At 40.7% G+C, this 25337-nt stretch carries 24 protein-coding genes and 1 tRNA gene; 15 read left to right on the top strand and 10 right to left on the bottom strand.

What is annotated here, in order from left to right; genetic code table 11:
- Positions 1–14: 14 nt before the first annotated feature.
- Complete coding sequence (locus tag BSCG_RS21690; RefSeq protein ID WP_015532571.1) at positions 15–572, bottom strand: DUF4199 domain-containing protein; 558 nt, start codon at positions 570–572, stop codon at positions 15–17.
- Positions 573–880: 308 nt separating this feature from the next.
- Here BSCG_RS21690 and BSCG_RS21695 point away from each other — a divergent pair.
- A tRNA-Thr gene (locus BSCG_RS21695) sits at positions 881–954 on the top strand.
- Between the two features lie 169 nt (positions 955–1123).
- On the opposite strand, the gene BSCG_RS21700 is transcribed toward BSCG_RS21695, so the two are convergent.
- The 4 genes from BSCG_RS21700 to crcB all read right to left on the bottom strand — a co-directional run bounded on the left by BSCG_RS21700 (position 1124) and on the right by crcB (position 4530).
- Positions 1124–1597: a hypothetical protein gene (locus BSCG_RS21700; RefSeq protein WP_008644435.1), complete on the bottom strand. Its 474-nt coding sequence runs from the start codon at positions 1595–1597 to the stop codon at positions 1124–1126.
- A gap of 402 nt (positions 1598–1999) precedes the next feature.
- On the bottom strand, positions 2000–3280 hold the full coding sequence (gene eno, locus BSCG_RS21705; RefSeq protein ID WP_004302046.1) for a phosphopyruvate hydratase: 1281 nt from the start codon (positions 3278–3280) through the stop codon (positions 2000–2002).
- A 179-nt stretch (positions 3281–3459) separates the two neighbouring features.
- On the bottom strand, positions 3460–4122 hold the full coding sequence (locus tag BSCG_RS21710; RefSeq protein ID WP_008644437.1) for a pentapeptide repeat-containing protein: 663 nt from the start codon (positions 4120–4122) through the stop codon (positions 3460–3462).
- Positions 4123–4152: 30 nt separating this feature from the next.
- On the bottom strand, positions 4153–4530 hold the full coding sequence (gene crcB / locus BSCG_RS21715; RefSeq protein WP_004309778.1) for a fluoride efflux transporter CrcB: 378 nt from the start codon (positions 4528–4530) through the stop codon (positions 4153–4155).
- Positions 4531–4887: 357 nt separating this feature from the next.
- Here crcB and BSCG_RS21720 point away from each other — a divergent pair, with 357 nt between their 5' ends.
- From BSCG_RS21720 to BSCG_RS21745, 6 genes are all read left to right on the top strand, one after another.
- Positions 4888–7047, top strand: coding sequence for a glycoside hydrolase family 97 protein (locus BSCG_RS21720; protein WP_004309779.1), 2160 nt, complete (start codon positions 4888–4890; stop codon positions 7045–7047).
- Between the two features lie 164 nt (positions 7048–7211).
- Positions 7212–8621, top strand: coding sequence for an amidophosphoribosyltransferase (locus BSCG_RS21725; protein ID WP_008775124.1), 1410 nt, complete (start codon positions 7212–7214; stop codon positions 8619–8621).
- Positions 8622–8773: 152 nt separating this feature from the next.
- The gene (pepT, locus tag BSCG_RS21730; RefSeq protein WP_004302053.1) at positions 8774–9997 is read left to right on the top strand and encodes a peptidase T; all 1224 of its coding nucleotides are present in this window, start codon (positions 8774–8776) and stop codon (positions 9995–9997) included.
- A 61-nt stretch (positions 9998–10058) separates the two neighbouring features.
- Positions 10059–11144, top strand: coding sequence for a glycine cleavage system aminomethyltransferase GcvT (gene gcvT / locus BSCG_RS21735; RefSeq protein WP_004302054.1), 1086 nt, complete (start codon positions 10059–10061; stop codon positions 11142–11144).
- A gap of 151 nt (positions 11145–11295) precedes the next feature.
- Positions 11296–13569 carry a cation:proton antiporter gene (locus BSCG_RS21740; protein WP_008775123.1) on the top strand — a complete coding sequence of 758 codons (2274 nt, stop codon included), beginning with the start codon at positions 11296–11298 and terminating at the stop codon, positions 13567–13569.
- Between the two features lie 49 nt (positions 13570–13618).
- A complete protein-coding gene (locus tag BSCG_RS21745; RefSeq protein ID WP_004302057.1) occupies positions 13619–14044 on the top strand; it encodes an HIT family protein in 426 nt (141 codons plus the stop codon).
- A 143-nt stretch (positions 14045–14187) separates the two neighbouring features.
- Here the strand turns inward: BSCG_RS21745 and BSCG_RS21750 are convergent, their stop codons facing one another.
- The 4 genes from BSCG_RS21750 to BSCG_RS21765 form a co-directional block, all read right to left on the bottom strand.
- Complete coding sequence (locus BSCG_RS21750; protein ID WP_004302058.1) at positions 14188–14604, bottom strand: RNA-binding S4 domain-containing protein; 417 nt, start codon at positions 14602–14604, stop codon at positions 14188–14190.
- Between the two features lie 101 nt (positions 14605–14705).
- Positions 14706–15272: an aminoacyl-tRNA hydrolase gene (gene pth, locus BSCG_RS21755; RefSeq protein WP_032849357.1), complete on the bottom strand. Its 567-nt coding sequence runs from the start codon at positions 15270–15272 to the stop codon at positions 14706–14708.
- 136 nt (positions 15273–15408) lie between these two features.
- Positions 15409–15999, bottom strand: a complete 591-nt coding sequence (locus BSCG_RS21760) for a 50S ribosomal protein L25/general stress protein Ctc (RefSeq protein WP_004302060.1) — start codon at positions 15997–15999, stop codon at positions 15409–15411.
- A 137-nt stretch (positions 16000–16136) separates the two neighbouring features.
- On the bottom strand, positions 16137–16538 hold the full coding sequence (locus tag BSCG_RS21765) for a PUR family DNA/RNA-binding protein (protein WP_008651309.1): 402 nt from the start codon (positions 16536–16538) through the stop codon (positions 16137–16139).
- Positions 16539–16706: 168 nt separating this feature from the next.
- Between BSCG_RS21765 and nusB the strand changes: the two genes are divergently transcribed.
- From nusB to BSCG_RS21795, 6 genes are all read left to right on the top strand, one after another.
- Complete coding sequence (gene nusB, locus BSCG_RS21770) at positions 16707–17633, top strand: transcription antitermination factor NusB (RefSeq protein ID WP_004302062.1); 927 nt, start codon at positions 16707–16709, stop codon at positions 17631–17633.
- Between the two features lie 39 nt (positions 17634–17672).
- The gene (gene yajC / locus BSCG_RS21775) at positions 17673–17996 is read left to right on the top strand and encodes a preprotein translocase subunit YajC (RefSeq protein WP_004302063.1); all 324 of its coding nucleotides are present in this window, start codon (positions 17673–17675) and stop codon (positions 17994–17996) included.
- A gap of 20 nt (positions 17997–18016) precedes the next feature.
- The gene (locus BSCG_RS21780) at positions 18017–19030 is read left to right on the top strand and encodes a CdaR family protein (RefSeq protein ID WP_004309789.1); all 1014 of its coding nucleotides are present in this window, start codon (positions 18017–18019) and stop codon (positions 19028–19030) included.
- The gene (gene coaE, locus BSCG_RS21785) at positions 19020–19637 is read left to right on the top strand and encodes a dephospho-CoA kinase (protein WP_004302065.1); all 618 of its coding nucleotides are present in this window, start codon (positions 19020–19022) and stop codon (positions 19635–19637) included. The genes BSCG_RS21780 and coaE overlap by 11 nt, the downstream gene beginning before the upstream one ends.
- Positions 19638–19657: 20 nt before the next feature.
- A complete protein-coding gene (locus BSCG_RS21790) occupies positions 19658–20086 on the top strand; it encodes a DUF5606 domain-containing protein (RefSeq protein WP_004302066.1) in 429 nt (142 codons plus the stop codon).
- Between the two features lie 476 nt (positions 20087–20562).
- Entirely contained in the window at positions 20563–20811 is a 249-nt protein-coding gene (locus tag BSCG_RS21795; protein WP_004309790.1) for a hypothetical protein, read from the top strand.
- Positions 20812–20867: 56 nt separating this feature from the next.
- On the opposite strand, the gene clpB is transcribed toward BSCG_RS21795, so the two are convergent.
- Positions 20868–23456, bottom strand: coding sequence for an ATP-dependent chaperone ClpB (gene clpB, locus BSCG_RS21800; protein ID WP_004302069.1), 2589 nt, complete (start codon positions 23454–23456; stop codon positions 20868–20870).
- 285 nt (positions 23457–23741) lie between these two features.
- Here clpB and BSCG_RS21805 point away from each other — a divergent pair, with 285 nt between their 5' ends.
- Together BSCG_RS21805 and BSCG_RS21810 are read left to right on the top strand one after the other, a co-directional pair.
- Complete coding sequence (locus BSCG_RS21805; protein ID WP_004309792.1) at positions 23742–24329, top strand: DUF6621 family protein; 588 nt, start codon at positions 23742–23744, stop codon at positions 24327–24329.
- Between the two features lie 70 nt (positions 24330–24399).
- A complete protein-coding gene (locus BSCG_RS21810; protein WP_004309793.1) occupies positions 24400–25296 on the top strand; it encodes a LysR family transcriptional regulator in 897 nt (298 codons plus the stop codon).
- The last annotated feature ends 41 nt before the right edge of the window (positions 25297–25337 follow it).

The raw sequence follows: 25337 nt of genomic DNA, 5'->3' as shown, positions 1-25337 counted from the left end.
TTACGAATTATAAATTACGATTGAGACACTCCGTCATTTTCCGGTTTGGCCTTTTTCATTACCATCAATGCGGTGGGAATGGCCAGGATACTTCCCCAAAATACATCCCATGACAATAGTTGCATGGTGATATTGATGGAAGTAAGTGAACGGGCGGTATCTATTGTTTCTTTTATAACTTCTTTGTTTTCTATCAGAGCCGGGGTGTTGGTCATCAGTTCGTCCCACAACTGGATGTAAGAGTTGATGATAAATCCATGATCGATGAATTGGAAATAGGCGTAGTGAGCCACAGCTACCAGCAGAGAAGCAAACATATACATAAATATGGTAAAGAGCATGGCATGTGAAAATTGGATACTTCCTCCGCAAATCTTATCCCGGTACATTTTCGCATAGTGATATCCGATGAAAGGTACGGACAATGTCAGGATTACAAATAAAAGCGAAAGGAAAGGTATGTGGAATCCCAGCGGAAATAATATGAACTTCAATATCCAGTAGATTCCCATATACGTGCCAAAATGCATGGCATATTTTTGTAAATAGCTTCTGTTCTCTGTCATCTTCATTTATAAATTGCGCACAAAGGTACAAATAATATCGGTTGGTAGGGGAAATCTGGTTGTTAAAGTTAATAAAGCAGAGGAAGTTGTTGTCTGAATATTTTTTTGCAATTTTAATTGCCTGAAATGTAGCCTGTTAGTCTTTTGTTAGTAAAAAAGTTGTCTGCAGCTATTGCAGAATACATAAAAATGTCTACCTTTGCAACCGCAAAACGGGTAAGTCCTATACGGCCAGCTCCCTTCGAATCCTCCAGGGCTTGATCGCAGCAAAGGTAGTTGGTTGTAGCGGCGCGATATAGATAGCTTACCCACCCGCCTCTTTAGCTCAGTTGGCCAGAGCACGTGATTTGTAATCTCGGGGTCGTTGGTTCGAATCCGACAAGAGGCTCAAAAAAGGATATATAACAAATCCAAGAAAAAAGCATTCAGGTATTAGTCTGGATGCTTTTTTATATATATTCGCATATTATCGAAATACACAGTTCCCTAATTGTTGTAATATCCCATTTTTAAGAAAAGCAAAGATTTACAGTTTCTTTTTGATTCATTATTGTTATTCATTCTTGTATATTATGCTCAGGATAGGAGCTGAGTAAAAGCATCACATTGGATAAATGGCGTTGCAATATTCCATGAAGTTGCTTGATGATATTTATATTCCCGGAGAGAAAAACGATGAATTGCAGTTGAGAGGCAATTTCTTGGTTCGTTTGTTTGCGTTCTTTACTTTCGATGTTATTTTGCATTAGATAAATGCCTAATGCTTTCTGAATATCGGCTATTCCCTTGTCCCATTCATGTTCGCCAAGTGTTTGAATGAAAGTACAATATTGCTTGAGCTTTTTGCTTAGCTTTTTTAAACTGTTGTATTCGGTGTCAATGGGAGGATTAATGTGCGCAGAGCGTATTATGTTTGACATCTGCAAATAATACGTTTTCATTCCATTTTCAGAATTGAATGTAGTCAGGATATACTGTTTCGTAGCTTCTGAAACCTCTTCCTGTAAGTCTTTTAATTGACTGTTTTCCATAATCATTAGAATTTAAAAGATGAATAATAGATTGATGGGAGAGGAAGAAGTGCTAATAAAAAAGCGGTTTCGCCTGTCCCATTGTCTAACATACCGACGGCAGGTTTAGAGGTGCATTAACACTCTCTATGGGGGGACGAAACCGCCCATATAAGAGTTCACATACGAACATAAAAATGCTCGCTGCGATAGTAGGCAGGTTTCCCCACCGTCTGTTAATATGTTAGACGTTGCAAATGTAGCCTTATTAATTCAATTCGCAAAATATTGGAGATATTTATTGATGCTTAGTGAAGCTAGTTTTCTTACAATGCAAAAAGATTTAGTGAATGGTTAATATGTAAAAATCCCCGGATAATCTAATTGTCCGGGGATGAATTATTCAAGTAAGAGAATATTGAATTATTTAATTCTCTTGTAACCATATACAGCCAAATCTCCCAGTTCCTCTTCAATGCGGAGTAACTGATTGTATTTAGCCATACGGTCTGAGCGGCTTAAAGAACCTGTCTTGATCTGTCCGCTGTTAGTAGCTACTGCGATATCGGCGATAGTAGCATCTTCTGTTTCACCCGAACGGTGAGAAGTAACAGTAGTGTATCCATGACGGTGAGCCATTTCGATAGCGTTCAGTGTTTCTGTCAGCGAACCGATTTGGTTTACTTTAATCAGGATAGAGTTGGCACAGCCTTTTTCGATACCCATTGCAAGGAAATCTACGTTGGTTACGAACAGGTCGTCACCTACCAACTGGCAACGGTTGCCGATGCGTTCGGTCAGCTTTTTCCAGCCTTCCCAGTCGTTTTCGTTCATACCGTCTTCGATAGAGTCGATAGGGAATTTGTTGATTAGTTCTTCCAGATAGTCAACTTGTTCTGCGGAAGTGCGTTTCTTACCTTTTTCACCTTCAAACTTGGTATAATCGTAAATACCATCGTGGTAGAATTCGGAAGAAGCACAGTCCATACCGATCATAACGTCTTTGCCCGGTTCGTATCCTGCTGCTTTGATAGCGGCCAGAATAGAATTCAAAGCATCTTCCGTACCTTCGAGGTTAGGTGCGAAACCACCTTCATCACCTACAGCAGTGCTAAGGCCACGGTCTTTCAAGACTTTCTTTAAAGCGTGGAATACTTCAGCACCCATGCGCAGACCTTCTCTGAAAGAAGGAGCACCTACGGGACGGATCATAAATTCCTGGAATGCGATCGGAGCATCGCTATGTGAACCACCGTTGATGATGTTCATCATCGGTACAGGCATTACATACGTATTTGTTCCACCGATATAGCGGTATAGAGGAAGATCCAGATAGTTGGCAGCAGCTTTAGCTACGGCAAGAGATACACCGAGAATAGCGTTAGCACCTAAATTCGATTTAGTCTTAGTGCCGTCCAATGCCAGCATTGTGTAGTCGATACCTCTCTGATTGAGTGAAGACATACCAATCAGTTTCGGAGCGATGATTTTATTTACATTATCAACCGCTTTTTGTACTCCTTTTCCACCATAGCGCTGTTTGTCACCATCGCGAAGTTCCAATGCTTCGTGTTCACCTGTGGAAGCACCTGACGGCACAGATGCACGTCCCATAATGCCGGATTCCAATACTACGTCAACTTCTACTGTGGGGTTACCTCTTGAATCGAGAATTTCTCGAGCTACAATTTTTTCAATTTTCATCGTTTCTATTGTTTTTGAATAAGATTTCTGCAAAAGTACGGACTTGACGGGGAGTGAGAAATCACTATAAATAGGTATTCTTTTTGTGCCTATTCCCTATATGTCGTTAGTCCGACCTTATACTATAACAACGGGACGATGCTTTTTGTTTGAGTGCGGCGGGGTGAATTTGCAGGATTTTAATCTTCGATAATAACCCCTAACAGTGGAAGCAAATCCATTGCTTGCAGGGAAGTGATGACAGCCCCTTTCAGATCGCTGATGTTAAGCGTGATTCCGCTGATACGGGAAGTGCGCAAATCTATTCCGCGAAGCGGAGCGTGTGAAAAATCGGCTTCTACGAGATCGCAACTCTCAAATGCGACGGATGAAAAACGGCAGTCGTTCAGACTTCCGTTGCGGAGCTGGCTGTGTGCAAAACGTACCTGGTTCATTTTACTCATAGCCAGATTGATATAACCTGCGTTGCAGTCATGCAGCAAGACGTGATTCATCGTTGTTTCCGATAAATTGGTACCCAATAGTTTGCAGGAAATGAATTCTACCCGGTAGAGCGAACTTTCAGCAAAAGAAATGTTGGATAGGTCGCAGTTCTCGAACCTGACATCGCTCAGTTGAGAGGAACGGAATTTACATTCGCTGAATGTCTGATGCTGAAAGGTGCAGTTTTTGAAACTTTTGTAAGATTTGTCGATGCCTTCTTCTTTTCCTTTGCAGAATAAAAGATGAGAGACGGTTTCTTCTCTGTCGAGCCATTCCTGTAGGGTAATAGTACTGACTTCCTGTTCTTCCATCATGGGAGGAACAACGCGGACGGGTTTGGTTGGGTTTCTTTTAATCATGCCGTAAAGGTAGGATTTATATTCGAATTATTAAATCTGTTTTCCCACATATCCGCCGGCTAACGTTGCGGCTAATCCTATTCCTATACTTAATAATGTATATAGAACAAATGCTCCGTAAAATTCTCCTTTCAGCAGACCTACGCCATCACTGGAGAAAGTAGAGAACGTTGTGAAACCTCCACATAAACCCGTTGTCAGAAACAAACGGACCTCGAACGGAAGGTGGAATCGCTCTGAAAGAGCATAGAACAGACCGATGAGAAAACTGCCGAGAAGATTGACCGTGAAAGTGGCCCATGGAAAATGATAAGGGACGATTCGTTCGTGCATTAACAACTGGATAAAATAACGTAGTGCACTACCAGTTCCTCCACCGATAAAGATATAGATAACTTCTTTACTCATTTGATTGAAAGATTGATATTATTTGTAGGCGGCTTCAAAATCCTTTTCGAATTGTTGGAAGCCTCCGGGATAAACTAAGGTGTTGTGTCATATAAATAATAAAATGTTTGTTGATGTGATTGAGATAATAATCTGCAAATATAGAAAGATTATGCAATATTCATATTTAATCCTTTTAATTTAATCACCATAGACACTATATTTTGGGGGGGAGACAAAATGTGTTATCTGTTTTATTATTAAGTACTTATTTCGTTTTTGAATCTGTATTCCTCTATATTTTCTTTATAAAGAAAAACACTACTTGGATTTCCGGTCTATCTTTGCCATACGATTATTAACTAACTCATTTATATCATGAAGAACATGAAAATAGGAACTGCAATGTGGGTCTGCCTGTTGCTCTCTTTTTTCTTCGGCACATCAGCAAAGGCCGAAAGTATCACTTCTCCTGACGGACAATTAAAACTTAATTTCTCTGTCAACATGCAAGGAGAACCGGTGTATGAACTCTCTTATAAAGGAAAAGAGGTGATTAAACCTTCGAAACTGGGACTGGAATTGAAAAATGATCCCGGACTGATGAATGGATTCACTCTGGCCGATATTAAAACTTCTGCTTTTGATGAAACATGGGAACCGGTGTGGGGAGAGGTGAAATCGATCCGCAACCATTATAATGAAATGGCTGTTACCCTGAATCAAAAGGCGCAAGATCGTAATCTGATTATTTGTTTTCGTCTTTATAATGATGGCTTGGGGTTCCGCTATGAGTTCCCGCAGCAAAAGAATCTGAATTACTTCGTTATAAAAGAAGAACATTCGCAGTTTGCTATGGCCGGCGATCATACGGCATTCTGGATTCCAGGCGATTATGATACGCAGGAATATGACTATACCGAATCCAAGCTTTCAGAGATTCGCGGATTGTTGCAAGGGGCAATTACTCCAAATGCTTCTCAAACTCCTTTTTCACCAACAGGTGTGCAGACATCTTTGCAAATGAAGACAGCCGACGGGTTGTATATCAATCTGCATGAAGCGGCTTTGGTTGATTATTCTTGTATGCATCTGAACCTTGACGATCAGAACCTGATTTTTGAATCATGGCTGACTCCTGATGCAAAAGGGGATAAAGGTTATATGCAAACGCCTTGCCGTTCACCCTGGCGCACGGTGATTGTCAGTGATGATGCTCGTGATATTCTGGCTTCCAAATTGACTTTGAACTTGAATGAACCTTGTGCCTACGAAGATGTTTCCTGGATTAAGCCGGTGAAATACATCGGTGTGTGGTGGGAAATGATTACCGGAAAAAGTTCCTGGTCGTACACGGATGATGTTTATTCTGTGAAACTGGGACAGACGGATTATTCCCAAACAAAACCGAGCGGGCGTCATGCAGCCAATAATGACAAAGTGAAGCGTTACATTGACTTTGCTTCAGAGCATGGATTCGACCAGATCTTAGTGGAAGGCTGGAATGAAGGCTGGGAAGACTGGTTCGGAAATTCGAAGGATTATGTCTTTGATTTCGTAACTCCGTATCCTGATTTTGACGTGAAGATGCTCAATGCGTATGCAAAGGAAAAAGGAGTGAAGCTGATGATGCATCACGAGACTTCCGCTTCTGTACGTAACTACGAGCGCCATCTTGATAAAGCCTATCAGTTTATGATAGATAACGGATACAATGCTGTGAAGAGCGGGTATGTAGGTAATATTATTCCGCGTGGAGAACATCATTACGGACAGTGGATGAACAATCATTATTTATATGCGGTGGAAAAAGCGGCCGAATATAAGATCTGTGTAAATGCTCACGAAGCAACCCGTCCGACAGGATTATGTCGCACATATCCGAATCTGATCGGTAATGAATCGGCTCGTGGCACGGAATATGAAGCCTTTGCAGGGAATAAGCCGTTCCATACCACCTTGCTTCCTTTCACCCGTCAGATTGGTGGACCGATGGATTATACACCGGGTATCTTTGATACAAAACTTTCTTTCCTGTCAGGCGACCACAGTTTTGTACGTACAACTTTGGCAAAACAGTTGGCACTTTATGTAACGATGTACAGTCCTTTGCAAATGGCAGCCGACCTTCCGGAGAGTTACGAACGTCACATGGATGCATTTCAATTTATCAAGGATGTAGCCGTTGATTGGGATGACAGCAAGTATCTGGAAGCGGAACCGGGAGATTATATTACCGTAGCACGTAAGGCAAAAGGTACTGATAACTGGTTTGTAGGTGGTATCACCGATGAGAATCCCCGTACTTCTGCTTTTACACTTGATTTTCTCGAACCGGGAAAACAATATGTAGCTACTCTTTATGCTGACGGAAAGGAGGCGGATTTTGAAAAGAATCCTACTTCTTACCAGATAAAAAAAGGACTTGTTACAAACAAGAATAAGATGTCTGTGAAGCTGGCACGTAGCGGAGGATTTGCAGTAAGTTTGATTGAAGCAACTCCCGCTGACTTGAAAACGATCAAGAAATGGAAATAAGATTCCGGTAAAAAGATTGTTTTCGGATTCCCCGCTTTTTAATAAATATTAGTTGTGCTTCGCAAAGAAAACTAAAACTTTGCGGAGCGCTTTTTTTATAGGACGAATTCTTTTTTGTACTTTTGCGCCATCTTTTTTAAAACATCATCAATAAAGAGAACAACATGGGAGGTTTTTTCGGAACAGTCTCGAAAACTAGCTGCGTGACTGATTTATTCTACGGCACAGATTATAACTCACATCTGGGTACCAAGCGAGGAGGACTCGCAACATACAGTGAGGAAAAAGGTTTTATACGCTCCATTCACAATTTGGAAAGTACTTATTTCCGAACCAAGTTTGAAGGAGAACTGGACAAATTCAAAGGAAACGCCGGCATCGGCATCATTAGCGACACAGACGCACAACCTATCATCATCAATTCTCACCTCGGGCGCTTCGCCATTGTCACAGTCGCTAAAATAGTCAATATCCAGGAATTGGAAGAAGAACTTCTCAGTCAAAACATGCACTTCGCCGAACTTAGTTCGAGCAACACCAACCAGACGGAACTTATCGCATTACTTATTATACAAGGCAGAACTTTTGTGGAAGGTATCGAAAATGTGTTTAAGCACATTAAGGGTTCTTGTTCGATGTTGCTTCTGACGGAAGATGGTAGTATCATCGCTGCCCGTGACCGATGGGGACGTACTCCGGTGGTGATTGGAAGGAAAGACGGTGCTTATGCTGCAACGAGCGAATCGTCCAGTTTTCCGAATCTGGATTATGAGATTGAGAGATATTTAGGTCCCGGTGAGATTGTCCGTATGTATGACGATCATGTTGACCAGCTTCGCAAGCCCAATGAGGATATGCAGATTTGCTCGTTTTTGTGGGTGTACTACGGTTTCCCGACTTCTTGTTATGAAGGAAAGAATGTAGAGGAAGTGCGTTTCACCAGCGGATTGAAAATGGGACAGACAGATGAATCGGAAGTGGATTGTGCTTGCGGTATTCCTGATTCGGGAGTGGGTATGGCTTTAGGATATGCTGAAGGAAAGGGGGTTCCTTACCATCGTGCTATTTCAAAATATACACCGACATGGCCTCGTAGCTTCACTCCGAGCAATCAGGAGATGCGTTCGCTTGTTGCTAAGATGAAGTTGATTCCCAACCGTGTCATGCTGCAAAATAAACGTTTGTTGTTCTGTGACGATTCAATCGTGCGGGGAACTCAATTACGTGACAATGTGAAGATTCTGTATGATTACGGAGCAAAGGAGGTGCACATGCGTATCGCTTGTCCGCCATTGATTTATGCTTGTCCGTTTGTTGGTTTTTCGGCTTCTAAAAATGCATTGGAGTTGATTACCCGTCGTATTATCAAGGAACTGGAAGGGGATGAGAATAAGAACCTGGAGAAATATGCTACTACCGGTTCTCCGGAATACGATAAGATGGTTAGTATTATTGCAGAGCGTTTCGGTCTCAGTTCATTGAAGTTTAATACACTGGAAACGCTGATTGAGGCTATCGGATTACCTAAATGCAAGGTTTGTACACATTGCTTTGATGGTAGCAGCCATTTTTAAAGTAGTCAAATAGGATATTTAAGTATCCGGATAAAAGTATACAATAAAAAGAGCCGTGAATTGCTTTGTAATTCACGGCTCTTTTTTTACCTTTACGGCACTATAAACTATCAATTTGTAAATTGTAATTAGTAACTTGTAATTAAAACAATATGACTTTAGTAGACAGATTTTTAAAGTATGTAAGCTTCGATACACAATCTGATGAATCGACAGGGCTTACTCCAAGTACTCCGAAGCAGATGATTTTTGCTGAATACTTGAAAAAAGAGTTGGAATCTTTGGGATTGGAAGATATTACTTTGGATGAGCATGGCTATCTTTTTGCTACACTTCCTGCCAATATAAATAAAGAAGTACCCACTATCGGGTTTATTGCCCACATGGATACAAGTCCTGATATGACGGGTAAAGATGTCACTCCGCGCATTGTGGAAAAGTATGACGGTTCGGATATTGTGCTTTGTGCTGAAGAGAATGTAGTCCTTTCTCCATCACAATTCCCGGAATTGCTGGATCATAAGGGAGAAGACTTGATTGTAACCAACGGAAAAACGTTGCTCGGTGCCGACGACAAAGCCGGTATCGCGGAAATTGTATCAGCGATGGTTTATCTGAAGGAACATCCCGAAATCAAACACGGTAAAATCCGTATCGGCTTCAATCCTGACGAAGAAATCGGTGAAGGTGCTCATAAATTCGATGTAGAGAAATTCGGTTGTGAATGGGGATATACGATGGATGGAGGTGAAGTAGGGGAGTTGGAGTTTGAGAACTTTAATGCTGCTGCCGCAAAAATAACCTTTAAAGGACGTAATGTGCATCCGGGATATGCCAAGGATAAGATGATTAACTCTATCTATCTTGCCAATCAGTTTATTACGATGCTTCCCTCACAGGAAAGACCAGAACATACGACCGGCTATGAAGGATTCTATCATTTGATTGGTATTCAGGGGGATGTGGAGCAAAGCACTGTGTCTTATATCATCCGCGATCATGACCGTGCAAAATTTGAGAACCGTAAAAAAGAGATAGAACGTCTGGTAGCTCAAATGAACGCTGAATATGGAGCTGGTACTGCGACACTCGAACTGCGCGACCAGTATTATAATATGCGTGAGAAAATAGAACCGGTAATGCACATCATCGATACTGCTTTTGCAGCTATGGAAGCCGTGGGTGTGAAACCGAATGTAAAACCGATTCGTGGAGGTACGGATGGTGCGCAGCTTTCTTTTAAGGGATTGCCTTGTCCGAATATCTTTGCCGGTGGTCTGAATTTCCACGGTCGTTACGAATTTGTGCCTATCCAGAATATGGAGAAAGCAATGAAAGTGATCGTAAAAATAGCAGAACTGGTGGCTTCCAAATAAAAAGACGGTAAGCTCCGGTAATACTTAATACCTGATACTTAAAACTTAATACTTTAAAATAATGAAAACCACTCCGTTTACAGAGAAACATATAGCACTTGGTGCTAAAATGCACGAGTTTGCAGGTTATAATATGCCTATTGAATACTCCGGTATCATTGATGAACACATAACTGTTTGTCAAGGTGTCGGTGTATTTGATGTATCGCACATGGGAGAATTTTGGGTGAAAGGACCGCAAGCGTTGGCCTTTCTGCAGAAAATAACATCTAACAATGTGGCGGCACTGGCTCCGGGTAAAATACAATATACTTGTTTTCCGAATGAGGATGGGGGGATTGTAGATGATTTGCTGGTTTATCAGTATGAACCGGAAAAATACATGTTGGTGGTGAATGCTTCCAATATGGAAAAAGACTGGAACTGGTGTGTTTCTCACAATACGGAGGGAGCCGAGTTGGAAAATTCGTCGGATAACATAGCTCAACTTGCTATACAGGGTCCGAAGGCTATTTCGGTTCTGCAAAAGTTGACGGATATTGATCTTGCTACTATTCCTTATTATACATTTAAGGTTGGAACGTTTGCAAGTGAAGAGAATGTGATTATCTCCAATACGGGTTATACCGGTGCGGGAGGTTTTGAGCTTTATTTCTATCCGTCTGCGGCTGATTCTATATGGAAGGCTATTTTTGAAGCTGGTGAAGAGTATGGCATTAAACCTATCGGTTTGGGTGCCCGTGATACGCTCCGGTTGGAAATGGGCTTCTGTCTGTATGGCAATGATCTGGATGATACGACTTCTCCGATAGAAGCCGGATTGGGATGGATCACTAAGTTTGTGGAGGGCAAGGATTTTGTCAACCGTCCGATGCTGGAAAAACAGAAAGCGGAAGGTGTTACCCGTAAACTGGTTGGCTTTGAAATGGTTGATCGCGGAATTCCCCGTCATGGCTATGAACTGGTGAATGATGAAGGCGAGAAAGTGGGAGTGGTGACCTCCGGTACGATGTCGCCTACCCGTAAGATTGGTATCGGTATGGGATATGTGAAACCGGAATATAGTAAGGTGGGTACGGAAATCTGTATCGATATGCGTGGTCGGAAATTGAAAGCTGTGGTAGTGAAACCGCCTTTTAGAAAGTAAAAAATAAGCTTGTTATTGTGTATAGCCCCGGATAAGTTACGACTCTATCCGGGGCTAACTTATTTTATGATGGTTATTGCAAAACATATCCGTAAATATGTTGTTTATCCCATAGAAATAATATAATTTTGTCATCAAATACGATAAAATAATGTCTCAATTACCTACTCTTATAGCTGACCTCGCACTTATATTGATTTGTGCCGGTGTTATGACTTTGTTGTTTAAGAAGTTGAAACAACCTCTGGTCTTGGGATATGTAGTTGCCGGATTTCTGGCAAGTCCGCATATGCCGTATACTCCTTCAGTGATGGATACTGCCAATATTAAGACTTGGGCGGATATTGGTGTTATTTTCTTGCTGTTTGCTCTTGGTTTGGAATTTAGTTTTAAGAAGATTGTCAAGGTGGGTGGTTCTGCCATCATTGCTGCCTGTACCATCATCTTTTGTATGATTTTGTTGGGAATAGGAGTCGGCATGGGTTTCGGCTGGCACAGGATGGACAGTCTGTTCTTGGGCGGTATGATTGCGATGTCGTCTACTACTATTATTTATAAAGCTTTTGATGATTTAGGATTAAGGAAGAAGCAGTTCACCGGACTTGTGTTGAGTATCTTGATTTTGGAAGATATTTTGGCTATTGTATTAATGGTGATGCTTTCCACTATGGCGGTAAGCCAACATTTTGAAGGTACCGAGATGTTGGAGAGTATCGGGAAATTATTGTTTTTCCTTATTCTGTGGTTTGTTGTCGGTATCTATCTGATTCCTGAATTCTTGAAACGCTGCCGGAAATTGATGGGAGAGGAGACTCTGCTTATTGTGTCGTTGGCACTTTGTTTCGGTATGGTAGTGGTGGCGGCTCATACAGGATTTTCTGCTGCATTTGGTGCATTTATAATGGGATCTATTCTGGCGGAAACAATTGAGGCGGAATCTATAGACCGACTGGTGAAACCGGTAAAGGATCTTTTTGGAGCTATCTTTTTCGTATCGGTCGGTATGATGGTGGATCCTGCAATGATTGTAGAATATGCCGTACCTATTATAGTTATTACTTTGGCTGTTATCTTGGGACAGGCCGTTTTTGGTACATTCGGTGTTATTCTCTCCGGAAAGCCTTTAAAGACGGCTATGCAATGCGGCTTTAGTTTAACGCAGATCGGCGAATTTGCGTTTATTATTGCTTCTTTGGGAGTCTCTTTGCATGTAACGAGTGATTTTCTGTATCCGACAGTGGTAGCGGTTTCTGTGATTACTACTTTCCTGACTCCTTATATGATTCGTTTTGCCGAGCCGGCTTCTACTTTTGTGGATGCTCATCTTCCGGAATCATGGAAAAAAATAATGATGCGTTATTCTTCCGGTTCGCAAACAGCTCTGAATCACGAGAATTTGTGGAAGAAGCTAATCTTGTCAATGGTACGTATAACAGTTGTTTATTCAATTGTCAGTATGTCGATTATTGCACTTTCTTTTCGTTTTGTTGTGCCATTCTTTAAAGAGAATCTGCCTCATTTCTGGGCATCGTTGTTGGGAGCGGTATTTATGATTCTGTGTATTGCTCCTTTCTTGCGTGCCATTATGGTGAAGAAAAATCATTCGGTTGAGTTTATGACCTTATGGCATGATAGCCGTGCCAACCGCGCGCCGCTGGTATCGACAATCGTGATTCGTATTATGATAGCGGCACTTTTTGTCATCTTTGTTATTTCCGGATTATTTAAGGCGTCTATCGGATTGATTATTGGAGTGGCTGTACTTATTGTATTGTTGATGGTATGGTCTCGCCGTTTGAAAAAGCAATCGATATTGATTGAACGTCGTTTCTTCCAGAATCTCCGTTCCAGAGATGTACGTGCAGAGTATTTGGGAGAGAAAAAGCCGGAGTATGCCGGTCGTTTGTTGTCGCATGATTTGCATCTTGCCGATATGGAAATTCCGGGTGAATCCAGTTGGGCGGGAAAGACATTGATGGAGCTGAATCTGGGGAAGAAGTTTGGAGTTCATGTTGCTTCTATTCTTCGTGGAAAGAGGAGGATTAATATCCCCGGTGGTTCTGTCCGCCTGTTTCCGATGGATAAGATACAGGTGATAGGGACGGATGAACAATTAAGTGTGTTTAATGAGGCGATGCAAAACGGAGCGAAGATAGACTGGGAGGTCTATGAAAAGAGCGAGATGGCTTTGAAGCAGTTTATCATTGACAGTGATTCTGTTTTTCTGGGTAAAACGATTCGTGAATCGGGTATCCGCGACAAATATCATTGTATGATAGCCGGTGTTGAAAGTGAAGACGGTACACTGATGGTTCCTGATGTAAATGCTCCGCTCGAAGAAGGCGATGTTGTTTGGGTGGTAGGCGAAAAAGAGGATGTGTACCAATTAGTCGATCAAAAAAACGAAAAAGTACAAGCCGGATAAGGATGGAATAGTTATTTTTGCAACGATAAAAACTTAAAATAATAATATCATGAAGAGTGATCCGAAAGAATGTCTGTATTGCCAGAACAATGAAACGTTGCATAATCTGATGATTGAGATTGCGCAATTGAGTGTGTCACGTGTGTTTTTGTTTAAGGAACAAACCTACCGTGGACGTTGTCTTGTTTCTTATAAAGACCATGTGAACGATTTGAATGAATTGAGTGATGAAGACCGTAATGCTTTTATGGCAGATGTAGCGCGTGTCACTCGTGCCATGCAGAAAGCTTTCCAGCCGGAAAAGATTAATTATGGTGCTTACTCGGATAAATTGTCTCATTTGCATTTTCATTTAGCACCTAAATATGTGGATGGACCTGATTATGGAGGTATATTCCAAATGAATCCGGGAAAGGTTTATTTGACTGACGCAGAATATCAGGAGCTGATTGATGCTGTTAAAGCGAATCTGTAAAAAGAAAGGGTGAACTGCAACTCTATAAGTGGGAAGCTATACAAATCGTAAATAATGAACGGTGAACAGCCTGCGTTATATCCACAGGCTGTTCACCGTTCATTATTTACGATTCATCGTTTATTTATCTTTTTCTATTTATCCTATTCTTCAAAATCGAAATCAAAGTCAAAATCATCCATAAACTCTGGAGTTGTAAATTCTTCCAGTTCCCGGCGATCTTTCTTGGTCGGGCGTCCGGTTCCACGTGCCCGGTCTACGAATCCGCTGATTTTGCTCATTTCAAGTAATTCATATTGATCGGGCGTCGTTACATTTTCCATCATTTCCGATACCAGTTTAGCTCCTACACGTTTCTCAATCGGTTGTAATACTTTGAATGAGTATGTGATAGGTGGTTTCTTCACTTGAATAACGTCACCCGGTTTTATCATACGGGCAGCTTTGACCAGCGAACCGTTGATGGTAATGCGTCCTTTTTTGCAGGCTTCTGCTGCAATCGTCCGTGTCTTGAAGATGCGGACAGCCCACATCCATTTATCTATTCTTGCTTCAGCCATTTTAGTTAGTTATTTAGTGATAAATAATTAGTCGGTTAGTGGACGTTATCATTGATCGCTAACCGTTCATTGCTATCTTTATTTTTTATAGAACAGGTTCATCATTTCTTGTTGAACTGGTTCATTGTGATGTCGATACCGGCAAGACAGAAACTTTTGATAATTTCCCCTGCCATCTCCAGTCTTTCATCCATTGTCTTCCAGTCTTCATCAGTGAAGTGACCGAGTACGTAATCGATTTGTCCGCCACGTGGAAAATCACTCCCGATTCCAAAACGCAGACGGGCATAGTTTTGAGTGCCCAGAATGGCGGCAATATGCTTCAATCCGTTATGGCCTGCATCACTTCCTTTTCCTTTTAGGCGTAACGTTCCGAAAGGAAGAGCCAGATCATCTACTACGATCAGCACATTTTCCAATGGAATATTTTCTTTCTGCATCCAATAGCGAACGGCCAATCCACTCAGGTTCATAAAAGTCGATGGCTTGAGCAGGATCAACTGACGTCCTTTGATGGAAAAGCTGGTGGTGAATCCATAGCGTCCATCCATAAAAGGAGGAGCATTGTTAATTCTGGCCAATGCTTCTACTGTCATGAATCCGATATTATGTCGGGTTTCATGATACTCGGGACCAATGTTTCCCAGTCCGACAACTAAATATTTTATCATCGTTTTTCCGTAAAACAGTTCATTAATATAGAAAGAGAAACGCAGATTAATACAAATTAATGCAGACTGAACATCTGCTTTAATCTGCATTAATCTGCGTTTGAAGTATATCTCTTTACAGGGATAATCTCAATTACTTGCCAGCGGCTGCTGCTGCACCTCTTGCTGCACGAGTCAACTTAACAGCACATACAACGGCTTCTTTAGCACTAATCAGTTCAAGGCCTTCGAAGCTCAATTCGCCAACTTTAACAGTCTTACCCAATCCCAGGTGAGAAACGTTAACGATCAGTTTCTCAGGAATTACATTGTACAAAGCTTTCACTTTGATCTTACGCATCTGCAGTGCAAGTTTACCACCGGCTTTCACACCTTCTGCAAGACCTTCCAACTGTACAGGTACTTCCATTACGATAGGTTTAGCTTCGTCAATCTGATAGAAGTCAACGTGCAGGATAGTATCTTTTACCGGATGGAACTGAATATCTTTCAGGATAGCGTTTACTTTTTTGCCATCGATAACCAAGTCTACAACGTAGATGTGCGGAGTATAAACTAAGTTACGAAGTCCTTCGTTAGTCACTGTGAAGTGAACTACTTCATTACCTCCGTAAAGTACACAAGGTACACCACCGTTTTTACGAATTTCTTTCAAAGCTCTAGCTTGTTCAGAAGAGCGTTCTGCAATTGTTCTTGCAGTTCCTTTTACTTCAATTGATTTCATTTCTTTAAAAATTTGTGTTACTCTAAATTAAGTTAGCTTGCTTAATTCACCATCACACGATGTGGATTATCACACGATGTTGCAAAAAAGCGGTGCAAAAGTACGTCTTTTTTTTGAAATATCAAAGAGTTACTTTCTTAAAAGTCAATATCGATCTTAATTTCGTTCTCTAACTTGTTTTCCCGGGCTTCTTCGATTGCTTTCTGTTCACTTTCTTCATCCGCTTCGGTGTTCAGGCGGGCGATGTATTCGTTCGCATCACTGCACTCAATGAAGTTGACTGCTTCTTCGAGTCCTGCCATAAACTTCTGAAAGTCCTCCCTATATAGGAAGATTTTGTGTTTTTCGAAACTAACCTGAGAATCGTCACCTTCTCCCGTTATCACTTTCTTACTCTCTGTAATAGCCAGGAACATTTCATCTTTACGATTCTTTTTTACGTCAAGGTAATAGATGCGTTTACCTGCTTTAATGGACTTGGAGAATACAATCTCCTTATCATTCATGTCTGCGCTCATTTTCTTTTTTAAATCTTCCATATCTTTCGGTCCGTTTATAATCGGCCTCAAAATTGGATATTTTTTTTAAACTGTCAAAAGAAAAAGCGCAGAGAATCAAATACTGCATTAAAAAATGTGATTTATTAGTGGAAACTCATTAAAAATATCTACTTTTGCAGTTCGATAACAACAGTATTAATTTGAATTATGATCAACAGAGTTCTTATTCGTCTTAAGATTATACAGATAGTATATGCCTATTATCAAAATGGCAGCAAAAATCTAGACTCAGCGGAGAAAGAGTTATTCTTTAGTCTTTCAAAGGCGTATGACCTTTATAATTATTTGCTAATGCTGATGATAGCATTGACAGAGTATGCACAAAAACGTATTGATGCGGCAAAAGCTAAATTGGCACCTACGAAAGAGGAGTTGTATCCCAACAGGAAGTTCGTAGATAACAAGTTTATTGCTCAATTGGAAGTCAATAAGCAATTGGTAGAGTTTATAGCCAATCAAAAAAGAACCTGGGCAAACGACCAGGACTTCATCAAGGAACTTTATGAGAAAATTGTAGAAACCGATATCTATAAAGATTATATGGCTTCTGACGACCACTCATACGAGGCCGATCGTGAATTATGGAGAAAACTCTATAAAACATACATCTTTAATAATGATTCTCTCGATCAGGTATTGGAAGATCAGAGTCTGTATTGGAATGATGACAAAGAAATTGTAGATACATTCGTCCTGAAAACGATCAAACGTTTTGATGAAAAGAAGGGTGCCAACCAGGAACTGCTTCCGGAATTTAAGGATGACGAAGATCAAGAGTTTGCACGTCGTCTGTTCCGTCGTACTATTTTGAATTCCGACTATTACCGTCATTTGGTTAGTGAGAATACAAAAAATTGGGATCTGGACCGTATTGCATTTATGGACGTTATCATTATGCAGACTGCATTAGCAGAAATTCTTAGTTTCCCGAACATTCCGGTCAGTGTTTCGTTAAATGAATATGTAGAGATAGCGAAGTTGTATAGCACAGCTAAAAGCGGTAGCTTTATCAACGGTACGCTGGATGGAATAGTTAATCAATTAAAAAAAGAAGGTAAGTTGACTAAAAACTGATACCTTTGTCCATATAGTAGAAACTAAAACAGATTATTTATGAACGTATTGACTGTATTATTGCAAGCTCCTGCCGGTGCTGCCGGAGGTGGAAGTATGATGTGGATCATGCTGATAGCTATGTTTGTTATCATGTATTTCTTTATGATCCGTCCTCAGAATAAGAAGCAAAAAGAAATAGCAAATTTCCGTAAATCTCTTCAGGTAAATCAGAATGTGATTACTGCAGGTGGTATCCACGGAACAATCAAGGAAATTACTGACGATTACATAGTACTTGAGATTGCTTCTAATGTAAAGATTAAAATAGACAAGAATTCTATTTTCGCTGATGCGTCAGCTGCTAGCAATCAATCTAAATAATAGTTGATAAATAAGTGCCTATGTTTGATCGTAGGAAAATAGAATATACATATTTAAAACTATCAAAGAAAATTAAGGATTTTCTGCTCAGTGATAAGAGCAGAGAGTTCTTAATTTTTTTATTTTTCTTCTTGATAGCCGGTGGATTTTGGCTGCTTCAGACTTTGAATAGTGACTATGAAGCGGAGTTTTCCATTCCGGTGCGAATGAAAGATGTTCCCAATAATGTAGTGCTGACTTCGGAACCGCCTTCCGAACTTCGCGTCAGAGTGAAAGATAAAGGTACGGTGCTGCTCAATTATATGCTGGGGAAAAGTTTTTTCCCGGTAAATCTAGGTTTTCTTGATTATAAAGGAAAAGATAATCATGTGAAGATTTACGCATCTGATTTTGAGAAAAAGATATTGAGTCAATTGAATGTGTCTTCCAAAATTCTTTCAATCAAGCCGGATACATTAGAGTATATCTATTCTGAAGGAAAGTCTAAGTTAGTACCTGTCCGCTTTCAGGGAAAAGTGACAGCCGGACTTCAATATTATGTATCAGATACGATTTGTAATCCGGACTCTGTATTAGTTTATGCTCCGGAAGGAATTCTGGATACTATTACCACCGCATATACTCAAAAGATAAACCTGGAGAATATTTCAGATACAACCCGGCGACGAATTCCGCTGAATTCTGAAAGAGGAGTGAAGTTTGTTCCGGCTTCGGTAGAAATGACCTTTCCGGTAGATATTTATACGGAGAAAACAGTAGAGGTGCCATTACACGGAGTTAATTTCCCGGCTGATAAGGCATTACGTACCTTCCCTTCCAAAGTTCAGATTACTTTCCAGGTGGGATTGAAGCGGTTCCGCAGCATAAAAGCAAGCGATTTTATCATCAATATTTCTTACGAAGAGTTGTTGAAGCTCGGTTCTGATAAATATACGGTTAAATTGAAGTCGTTTCCGAGCGGAATCAATCAAATCCGTATTGTTCCTGAGCAAGTAGACTTCTTGATAGAACAAATTACTTCTAATGTCGATTAAGATTGGTATAACCGGTGGTATCGGTAGCGGGAAAAGTGTGGTTTCCAGATTATTTGGAATAATGGGAATTCCTGTTTATATTTCAGATATAGAAGCAAAGCGTATCACGCAGACAGATCCGGTGATTTGTCAGGAACTTTGTGCGCTGGTCGGTCAGGATGTGTTTCAAAATGGTGTGTTGAATCGTTCTTTGCTGGCATCCTATATGTTCGGTCATCCGAATCGTGTGCAGAAAGTGAATGAAATTATTCATCCACAGGTGAAAGAAGATTTTCGTCGGTGGGCTGCCCGGTTTGGTGGTGAACAATTGGTAGGTATGGAGTCTGCCATACTTGTGGAAGCCGGTTTTAGGAGTGAAGTTGATTTTCTGGTTATGGTGTATGCGCCGCTGGAAGTGAGAGTGGAGCGCGCCATAAAACGGGATTGTTCATCGAGAGAACAGGTGATGAAGCGTATTGAGGCACAAATGAGTGATGAAGTTAAGAGAAGTCATGCTGATTTCGTGATAGTCAATGATGATGAAACACCGTTAATTCCGCAGGTTTTGGAGCTTATTTCTTTGCTATCTAAAAATAATCATTACCTTTGCTCCGCAAAAAATAATTAATAAATAAAAGGATATATACTATGTTGAAGACTATCTTGTCTATCTCAGGTAAACCGGGATTATACAAACTTATTTCGCAAGGAAAAAATATGTTGATTGTTGAATCAGTCAATGCTGAGAAGAAACGTTTCCCCGCTTATGGTAATGAAAAAATTATTTCTTTGGCCGATATAGCAATGTATACGGACGATGCAGAAGTGCCTTTGTATGATGTGCTGGAAGCTATAAAAGAGAAAGAGAAATCAGCGCAGGCTTCTATCGACCCGAAAAAGGCTACTCCTGAACAATTGCGTGAATACTTGGCTGAAGTATTACCAAACTTTGATCGTGAACGCGTATATGTAGCAGATATCAAGAAATTGGTAGCTTGGTATAACATCTTGATTTCTAATGGAATCACAGAATTTAAACCGGAAGGTGAAGTTAAGGAAGAAGCAGCTGCAGAATAATCTGTACCGTTTATTTAATCAAAAATAGAGAACATGATAAGCATTTTAAATGCTTATCATGTTTTTTCGTATAAACACTTGTATGTTCAGAAAAAAATTAGTATTATTTGGGTAATCTTTTACTAAAATAAATATCTTCTACTTATATTGTAAATAATGATGCTTTTTTATGTATCTTTGTCGCTGTTCACTATTCTTGGGAATAGCAGTAGTGAACGGTGAATAACAATAGAGAACAAAAGCGTTATAAAGATATTATTCAAGACTTGAGATCTGGACAATATTGAACTACTTAGGAATAATGTTTAAACGCTCGTGTTCTGCCATGTATGTAAATATGTGGTTGAACATTAGTTGTTTTGCATGATTTAGCTAGTAGATGTCTAAAGCGTCAAGGGGGGGATAATTGTAGTAAGTTCCCACGCTTTTTATTTTTAATAGCCTTCTAGGGGAGCAGACGGTTTTTGATATAGGGTATGGAGACAATAACAAATAAAGAAGTAAACGTCCGTTTGGACAATGAAAAAGGGACATTATGCCTGACAGGTTTGTTGGCAGGTACAATGGTATTCCTTTACGATTCACAGGGAGAATTAAAAGGCAAACATAAATTTGCTTTGCCTTCATTGACTATGGAAATCCCTCAACAGGGTACCTATGTTTTGGTAATGAGCCATCCGAATTGCCAACCGGAAGTCCGGAGATTTACATATTCAGGGATATAAATAATACCGGTATGCTTCTTATCAAGCATACCGGCATTCTATTTAAATGGAAACTCTTAATTTCTGAATACCAATCCGTCTCCACCAGCGTCAACGGTAATTGCTTTGCTGCGGTCGACTTCTTGGGAAAGTAACTTTTTGGATAGATCGTTCAATAGATAACGTTGAATAGCCCTCTTTACCGGACGAGCTCCAAATTCTGGATCATATCCCACTTGAGATAAGAAGTCCAATGCTCCTTCCGTCAGTTTCAGTTCCACTCCGTTTTCGGCAAGCATTTTCTGAACTCCCTTGATTTGTAAGAGTACGATCTGCTTGATTTCCTTTTCATTCAATGGTAAGAACATGATCGTTTCATCAATACGGTTCAGGAATTCCGGGCGAATCGTCTTTTTCAACATATTCATGACTTCCTTCTTCGTTTCTTCAATCACTTCTTCTTTATTGGAACCGTGCAACTTCTCCATCTGACTTTGTATATAAGAACTACCCATATTCGAAGTCATGATGATGATTGTATTTTTGAAGTTGACCACCCTTCCTTTATTGTCAGTCAGTCGTCCGTCATCCAATACCTGTAACAGGATATTGAAAACATCCGGATGAGCTTTTTCTATCTCGTCAAACAGGACAACAGAGTAAGGTTTCCGACGTATAGCTTCTGTCAGCTGACCGCCTTCATCATATCCTACGTATCCCGGAGGCGCTCCGACTAAACGGGAAACACTGTGCTTTTCCTGATACTCGCTCATGTCGATACGAGTCATCATCGTTTCGTCATCGAACAGGAATTCTGCCAATGCCTTCGCCAGTTCGGTCTTACCTACACCGGTGGTTCCGAGGAAAATGAACGAGCCAATCGGACGTTTCGGATCCTGTAATCCGGCACGACTACGGCGCACGGCATCTGCCACGGCTTCAATCGCTTCATCCTGACCGATTACACGTTGATGAAGTTCCTCTTCCAAGTGCAATAGTTTATCCTTTTCACTTTGCAGCATCTTGCTGACAGGAATACCTGTCCAACGGGAAACAACATCGGCAATGTCCTCAGCATCTACCTCTTCCTTAATCATGGCTTTATCGCCTTGCATATCACGTAGCTGCTTTTGAGTATCTTCTATCTCTTTGTCCAAAGCCTGAAGTTTACCGTAACGGATTTCGGCTACTTTACCATAGTCACCTTCACGTTCAGCTTTTTCTGCTTCAAATTTAAGATTCTCTATCTCAACCTTATTCTGCTGGATTTTATCCATCAGTGTTTTTTCACTCTGCCATTTGGCTTTAAAGGACTTTTCCTGTTCTTTAAGTTCGGCAAGCTCCTTACCGATGATTTCCAGTTTCGGTTTATCGTTTTCACGTTTAATAGCTTCCCGTTCGATTTCCAGCTGCTTGATTTTGCGGGAGATTTCATCCAGTTCTTCAGGAACAGAATCTACCTCCATACGCAGTTTGGCTGCAGCTTCATCCATCAGGTCAATGGCTTTATCCGGCAGGAAACGATCGGTAATATAACGGCTACTCAATTCGACGGCTGCAATGATGGCATCATCTTTGATACGCACATGGTGATGGTTCTCGTAACGCTCTTTCAGTCCACGAAGGATAGAAATAGTACTCAAGTTGTCCGGTTCATCCACTTGTACGATTTGGAAACGACGCTCCAAAGCTTTGTCCTTTTCGAAGTACTTTTGATATTCGTCGAGGGTTGTTGCTCCGATAGAACGTAATTCTCCACGAGCTAAGGCAGGTTTTAGAATGTTTGCAGCATCCATGGCGCCTTCACCCTTTCCGGCTCCTACCAGTGTATGAATCTCATCAATGAACAGAATTATATCACCTTCTGATTTCTTCACTTCATTGACAACTGATTTCAGTCGTTCTTCAAACTCACCTTTATACTTTGCACCGGCAACCAGTGCTCCCATATCCAATGAATAGACCTGTTTGTTTTTCAGGTTTTCAGGTACATCTCCTCGAAGGATACGATGTGCCAAGCCTTCTACGATTGCTGTCTTACCAGTTCCCGGTTCACCGATTAGAATCGGATTATTCTTTGTACGGCGGCTCAATATCTGGAGTACCCGGCGGATTTCTTCATCACGTCCAATTACAGGATCCAGTTTTCCGCTACGGGCAGCTTCGTTCAGGTTGATAGCGTACTTTTCCAATGATTGATAAGTATCTTCACTAGATTGTGACGTTACTTTTTCTCCTTTCCTCAACTCGCTGATGGCATTGCGTAATTCTTTTTCCGTCATACCGGCATCTTTCAAGATAGTGGAGACGGTACTTTTCACAGTCAGCAATGCTAGTATGATATGCTCTAATGAAACAAACTCATCGCCCATTTCTTTAGAATACTGTGTTGCTTTCTGCAATACTTCGTTAGATTCACGACTCAGATACGGTTCTCCGCCGGATACTTTTGGCAGGGAGTCGATCTGTTTGTCGACAACAAGAGCTACCTGCTGTCCGTTCATGCCAAGTTTCTGGAAGATGAAGTTAGTGACATTTTCACCCACCTTCATTACTCCCTGCATGATGTGGACAGGTTCAATGGCTTGTTGTCCCCGGCTTTGTACCAGGTTCACGGCCTCCTGTACCGCTTCTTGAGATTTGATGGTAAAATTGTTAAAGTTCATATCTTTGTTCTCCTTTCTTATTTCACGTTTTTAATAACACCTAAGAGGGCGCAAAAGATTTGCCAAGTATAAAAATATGACAAAATAGCATGAGTATTAAGGAGTTAAAGGACAAAATGACCTTTTTATCTGGGAGTAACTGACGAATTTGCTATAAAATATCATTTGTTACCTGATACGCTTGTTTGTGTAATCTTAGCCTGTGATGAAAGAAAATAAATATTGAAAAGTGGATAAATAAAAGTATTGTAGTATCTTTATCCGCTGTAATAATATAGATGGTATATGAGTGATAAGCCCCAAATAAAACTTGCTGAAGCAGTGGTGTTGATTGACGCTGCTTTTTTGAATTTTGTAATAACAGATATAAAAGGATATTTTGAAGAAACTTTGCATCGTTCTTTACAAGAGATAGACCTTTCGATGTTGACCACCTATATAACCTTGGATGCAGGGATTACAGAAGGGAAGAACGAGGTGCAATTTCTTTTTGTGTATGATAAAGAATCCAGTCGATTGCAATATTGCCAACCTTCCGATTTGCAGGAAGAATTGAATGGAGTTGCGTTTCAGAGCCCTTATGGTGAATATTCTTTTGCCAGCGTTCCGTCGGAAGGAATGGTGTCAAGAGAAGATTTGTTTTTGGATTTACTCTCTATCGTTTCCGATTCGGCAGACGTGAAAAGGATGATCGTTATTTCTTTCAATGAGGAGTATGGAAAGAAAGTGACTGATGCTTTGCATGAAGTGAAAGGCAAAGAGGTCATTCAATTCCGTATGAATGAGCCCGAACTTCCGGTGGATTATAAATGGGATATGCTGGCTTTCCCTGTCATGCAGGCGTTGGGGATAAAAGCGGAAGAATTGCAATAACTATTGTGCTTTTATTCTTTCTGTAATTCATTATTCGTCATTGATTTCTTAACTGTTAATCATAATTGCCGTGTCCGATTTTCGTTTAAAAGTATTTCAGAGCGTAGCGAAGAATCTAAGCTTTACGAAGGCTTCGCAAGAATTGTTTGTCAGTCAACCTGCTATCACCAAACATATTCAGGAGCTGGAGACTTACTATCAAGCTCGTTTATTCGACCGTCAAGGGAGCAAAATCTCACTGACTAAGGCCGGAGAATTGCTGCTGAAACATAGCGAGAAAATCCTGGACGATTATAAACAATTAGAATATGAGATGCATCTGTTGCATAATGAATATATCGGCGAACTGAAATTGGGGGCCAGTACTACGATTGCGCAATATGTACTTCCTCCTCTGTTAGCGAACTTTATAGCCAAGTTTCCGCAAATCAATCTTTCTTTGATTAATGGAAATTCCCGGGGAGTGGAAGCTGCCTTGCAAGAGCATCGGATTGATTTGGGACTGGTCGAAGGGATCTTCCGCTTACCTAATCTGAAATATACTCCATTTTTGCAAGACGAACTGGTTGCCGTGGTGCATACACAGAGTAAATTAGCTGTCACGGATGAGATTACTCCGGAAGATTTGCTGAATATTCCTTTGGTTTTGCGGGAGAGGGGCTCCGGTACATTAGATGTGTTTGAACGTGCCTTATTGCAACATAATCTCAAACTTTCTTCTTTTAATGTATTGATGTATCTCGGTAGTACAGAGAGTATCAAGCTTTTTTTGGAACATACGGACTGTATGGGAATTGTTTCTATCCGTTCGGTGCATAAAGAGCTTGTAGCTGGCAATCTCCGTGTAGTCGAAATAAAAGGAATGCCGATGCTGCGCGAATTTAACTTTGTACAGCTGCAAGGGCAGGAGGGAGGATTGTCACAGGTGTTTATGCGTTTCGCCGGACATCATAGTAAAAGCCTGTAAGTTTGTCTTTTTCTCTCGTGCAATCGCTTCTCCAGAATAAG

Source organism: Bacteroides sp. 2_2_4 (assembly GCF_000157055.1).
GTDB lineage: Bacteria > Bacteroidota > Bacteroidia > Bacteroidales > Bacteroidaceae > Bacteroides > Bacteroides ovatus.
The sequence above is the reverse complement of the archived record's forward strand: the minus strand, read 5'-3'. Positions and strand labels throughout refer to the sequence as shown.

Coding starts and splice junctions, on each gene's coding strand:
- BSCG_RS21690 (WP_015532571.1), bottom strand. CDS start 572: ATGAAGATGACAGAGAACAGAAGCTATTTACAAAAATATGCCATGCAT.
- BSCG_RS21700 (WP_008644435.1), bottom strand. CDS start 1,597: ATGGAAAACAGTCAATTAAAAGACTTACAGGAAGAGGTTTCAGAAGCT.
- eno (WP_004302046.1), bottom strand. CDS start 3,280: ATGAAAATTGAAAAAATTGTAGCTCGAGAAATTCTCGATTCAAGAGGT.
- BSCG_RS21710 (WP_008644437.1), bottom strand. CDS start 4,122: ATGATTAAAAGAAACCCAACCAAACCCGTCCGCGTTGTTCCTCCCATG.
- crcB (WP_004309778.1), bottom strand. CDS start 4,530: ATGAGTAAAGAAGTTATCTATATCTTTATCGGTGGAGGAACTGGTAGT.
- BSCG_RS21720 (WP_004309779.1), top strand. CDS start 4,888: ATGAAGAACATGAAAATAGGAACTGCAATGTGGGTCTGCCTGTTGCTC.
- BSCG_RS21725 (WP_008775124.1), top strand. CDS start 7,212: ATGGGAGGTTTTTTCGGAACAGTCTCGAAAACTAGCTGCGTGACTGAT.
- pepT (WP_004302053.1), top strand. CDS start 8,774: ATGACTTTAGTAGACAGATTTTTAAAGTATGTAAGCTTCGATACACAA.
- gcvT (WP_004302054.1), top strand. CDS start 10,059: ATGAAAACCACTCCGTTTACAGAGAAACATATAGCACTTGGTGCTAAA.
- BSCG_RS21740 (WP_008775123.1), top strand. CDS start 11,296: ATGTCTCAATTACCTACTCTTATAGCTGACCTCGCACTTATATTGATT.
- BSCG_RS21745 (WP_004302057.1), top strand. CDS start 13,619: ATGAAGAGTGATCCGAAAGAATGTCTGTATTGCCAGAACAATGAAACG.
- BSCG_RS21750 (WP_004302058.1), bottom strand. CDS start 14,604: ATGGCTGAAGCAAGAATAGATAAATGGATGTGGGCTGTCCGCATCTTC.
- BSCG_RS21760 (WP_004302060.1), bottom strand. CDS start 15,999: ATGAAATCAATTGAAGTAAAAGGAACTGCAAGAACAATTGCAGAACGC.
- BSCG_RS21765 (WP_008651309.1), bottom strand. CDS start 16,538: ATGGAAGATTTAAAAAAGAAAATGAGCGCAGACATGAATGATAAGGAG.
- nusB (WP_004302062.1), top strand. CDS start 16,707: ATGATCAACAGAGTTCTTATTCGTCTTAAGATTATACAGATAGTATAT.
- yajC (WP_004302063.1), top strand. CDS start 17,673: ATGAACGTATTGACTGTATTATTGCAAGCTCCTGCCGGTGCTGCCGGA.
- BSCG_RS21780 (WP_004309789.1), top strand. CDS start 18,017: ATGTTTGATCGTAGGAAAATAGAATATACATATTTAAAACTATCAAAG.
- coaE (WP_004302065.1), top strand. CDS start 19,020: ATGTCGATTAAGATTGGTATAACCGGTGGTATCGGTAGCGGGAAAAGT.
- BSCG_RS21790 (WP_004302066.1), top strand. CDS start 19,658: ATGTTGAAGACTATCTTGTCTATCTCAGGTAAACCGGGATTATACAAA.
- BSCG_RS21795 (WP_004309790.1), top strand. CDS start 20,563: ATGGAGACAATAACAAATAAAGAAGTAAACGTCCGTTTGGACAATGAA.
- clpB (WP_004302069.1), bottom strand. CDS start 23,456: ATGAACTTTAACAATTTTACCATCAAATCTCAAGAAGCGGTACAGGAG.
- BSCG_RS21805 (WP_004309792.1), top strand. CDS start 23,742: ATGAGTGATAAGCCCCAAATAAAACTTGCTGAAGCAGTGGTGTTGATT.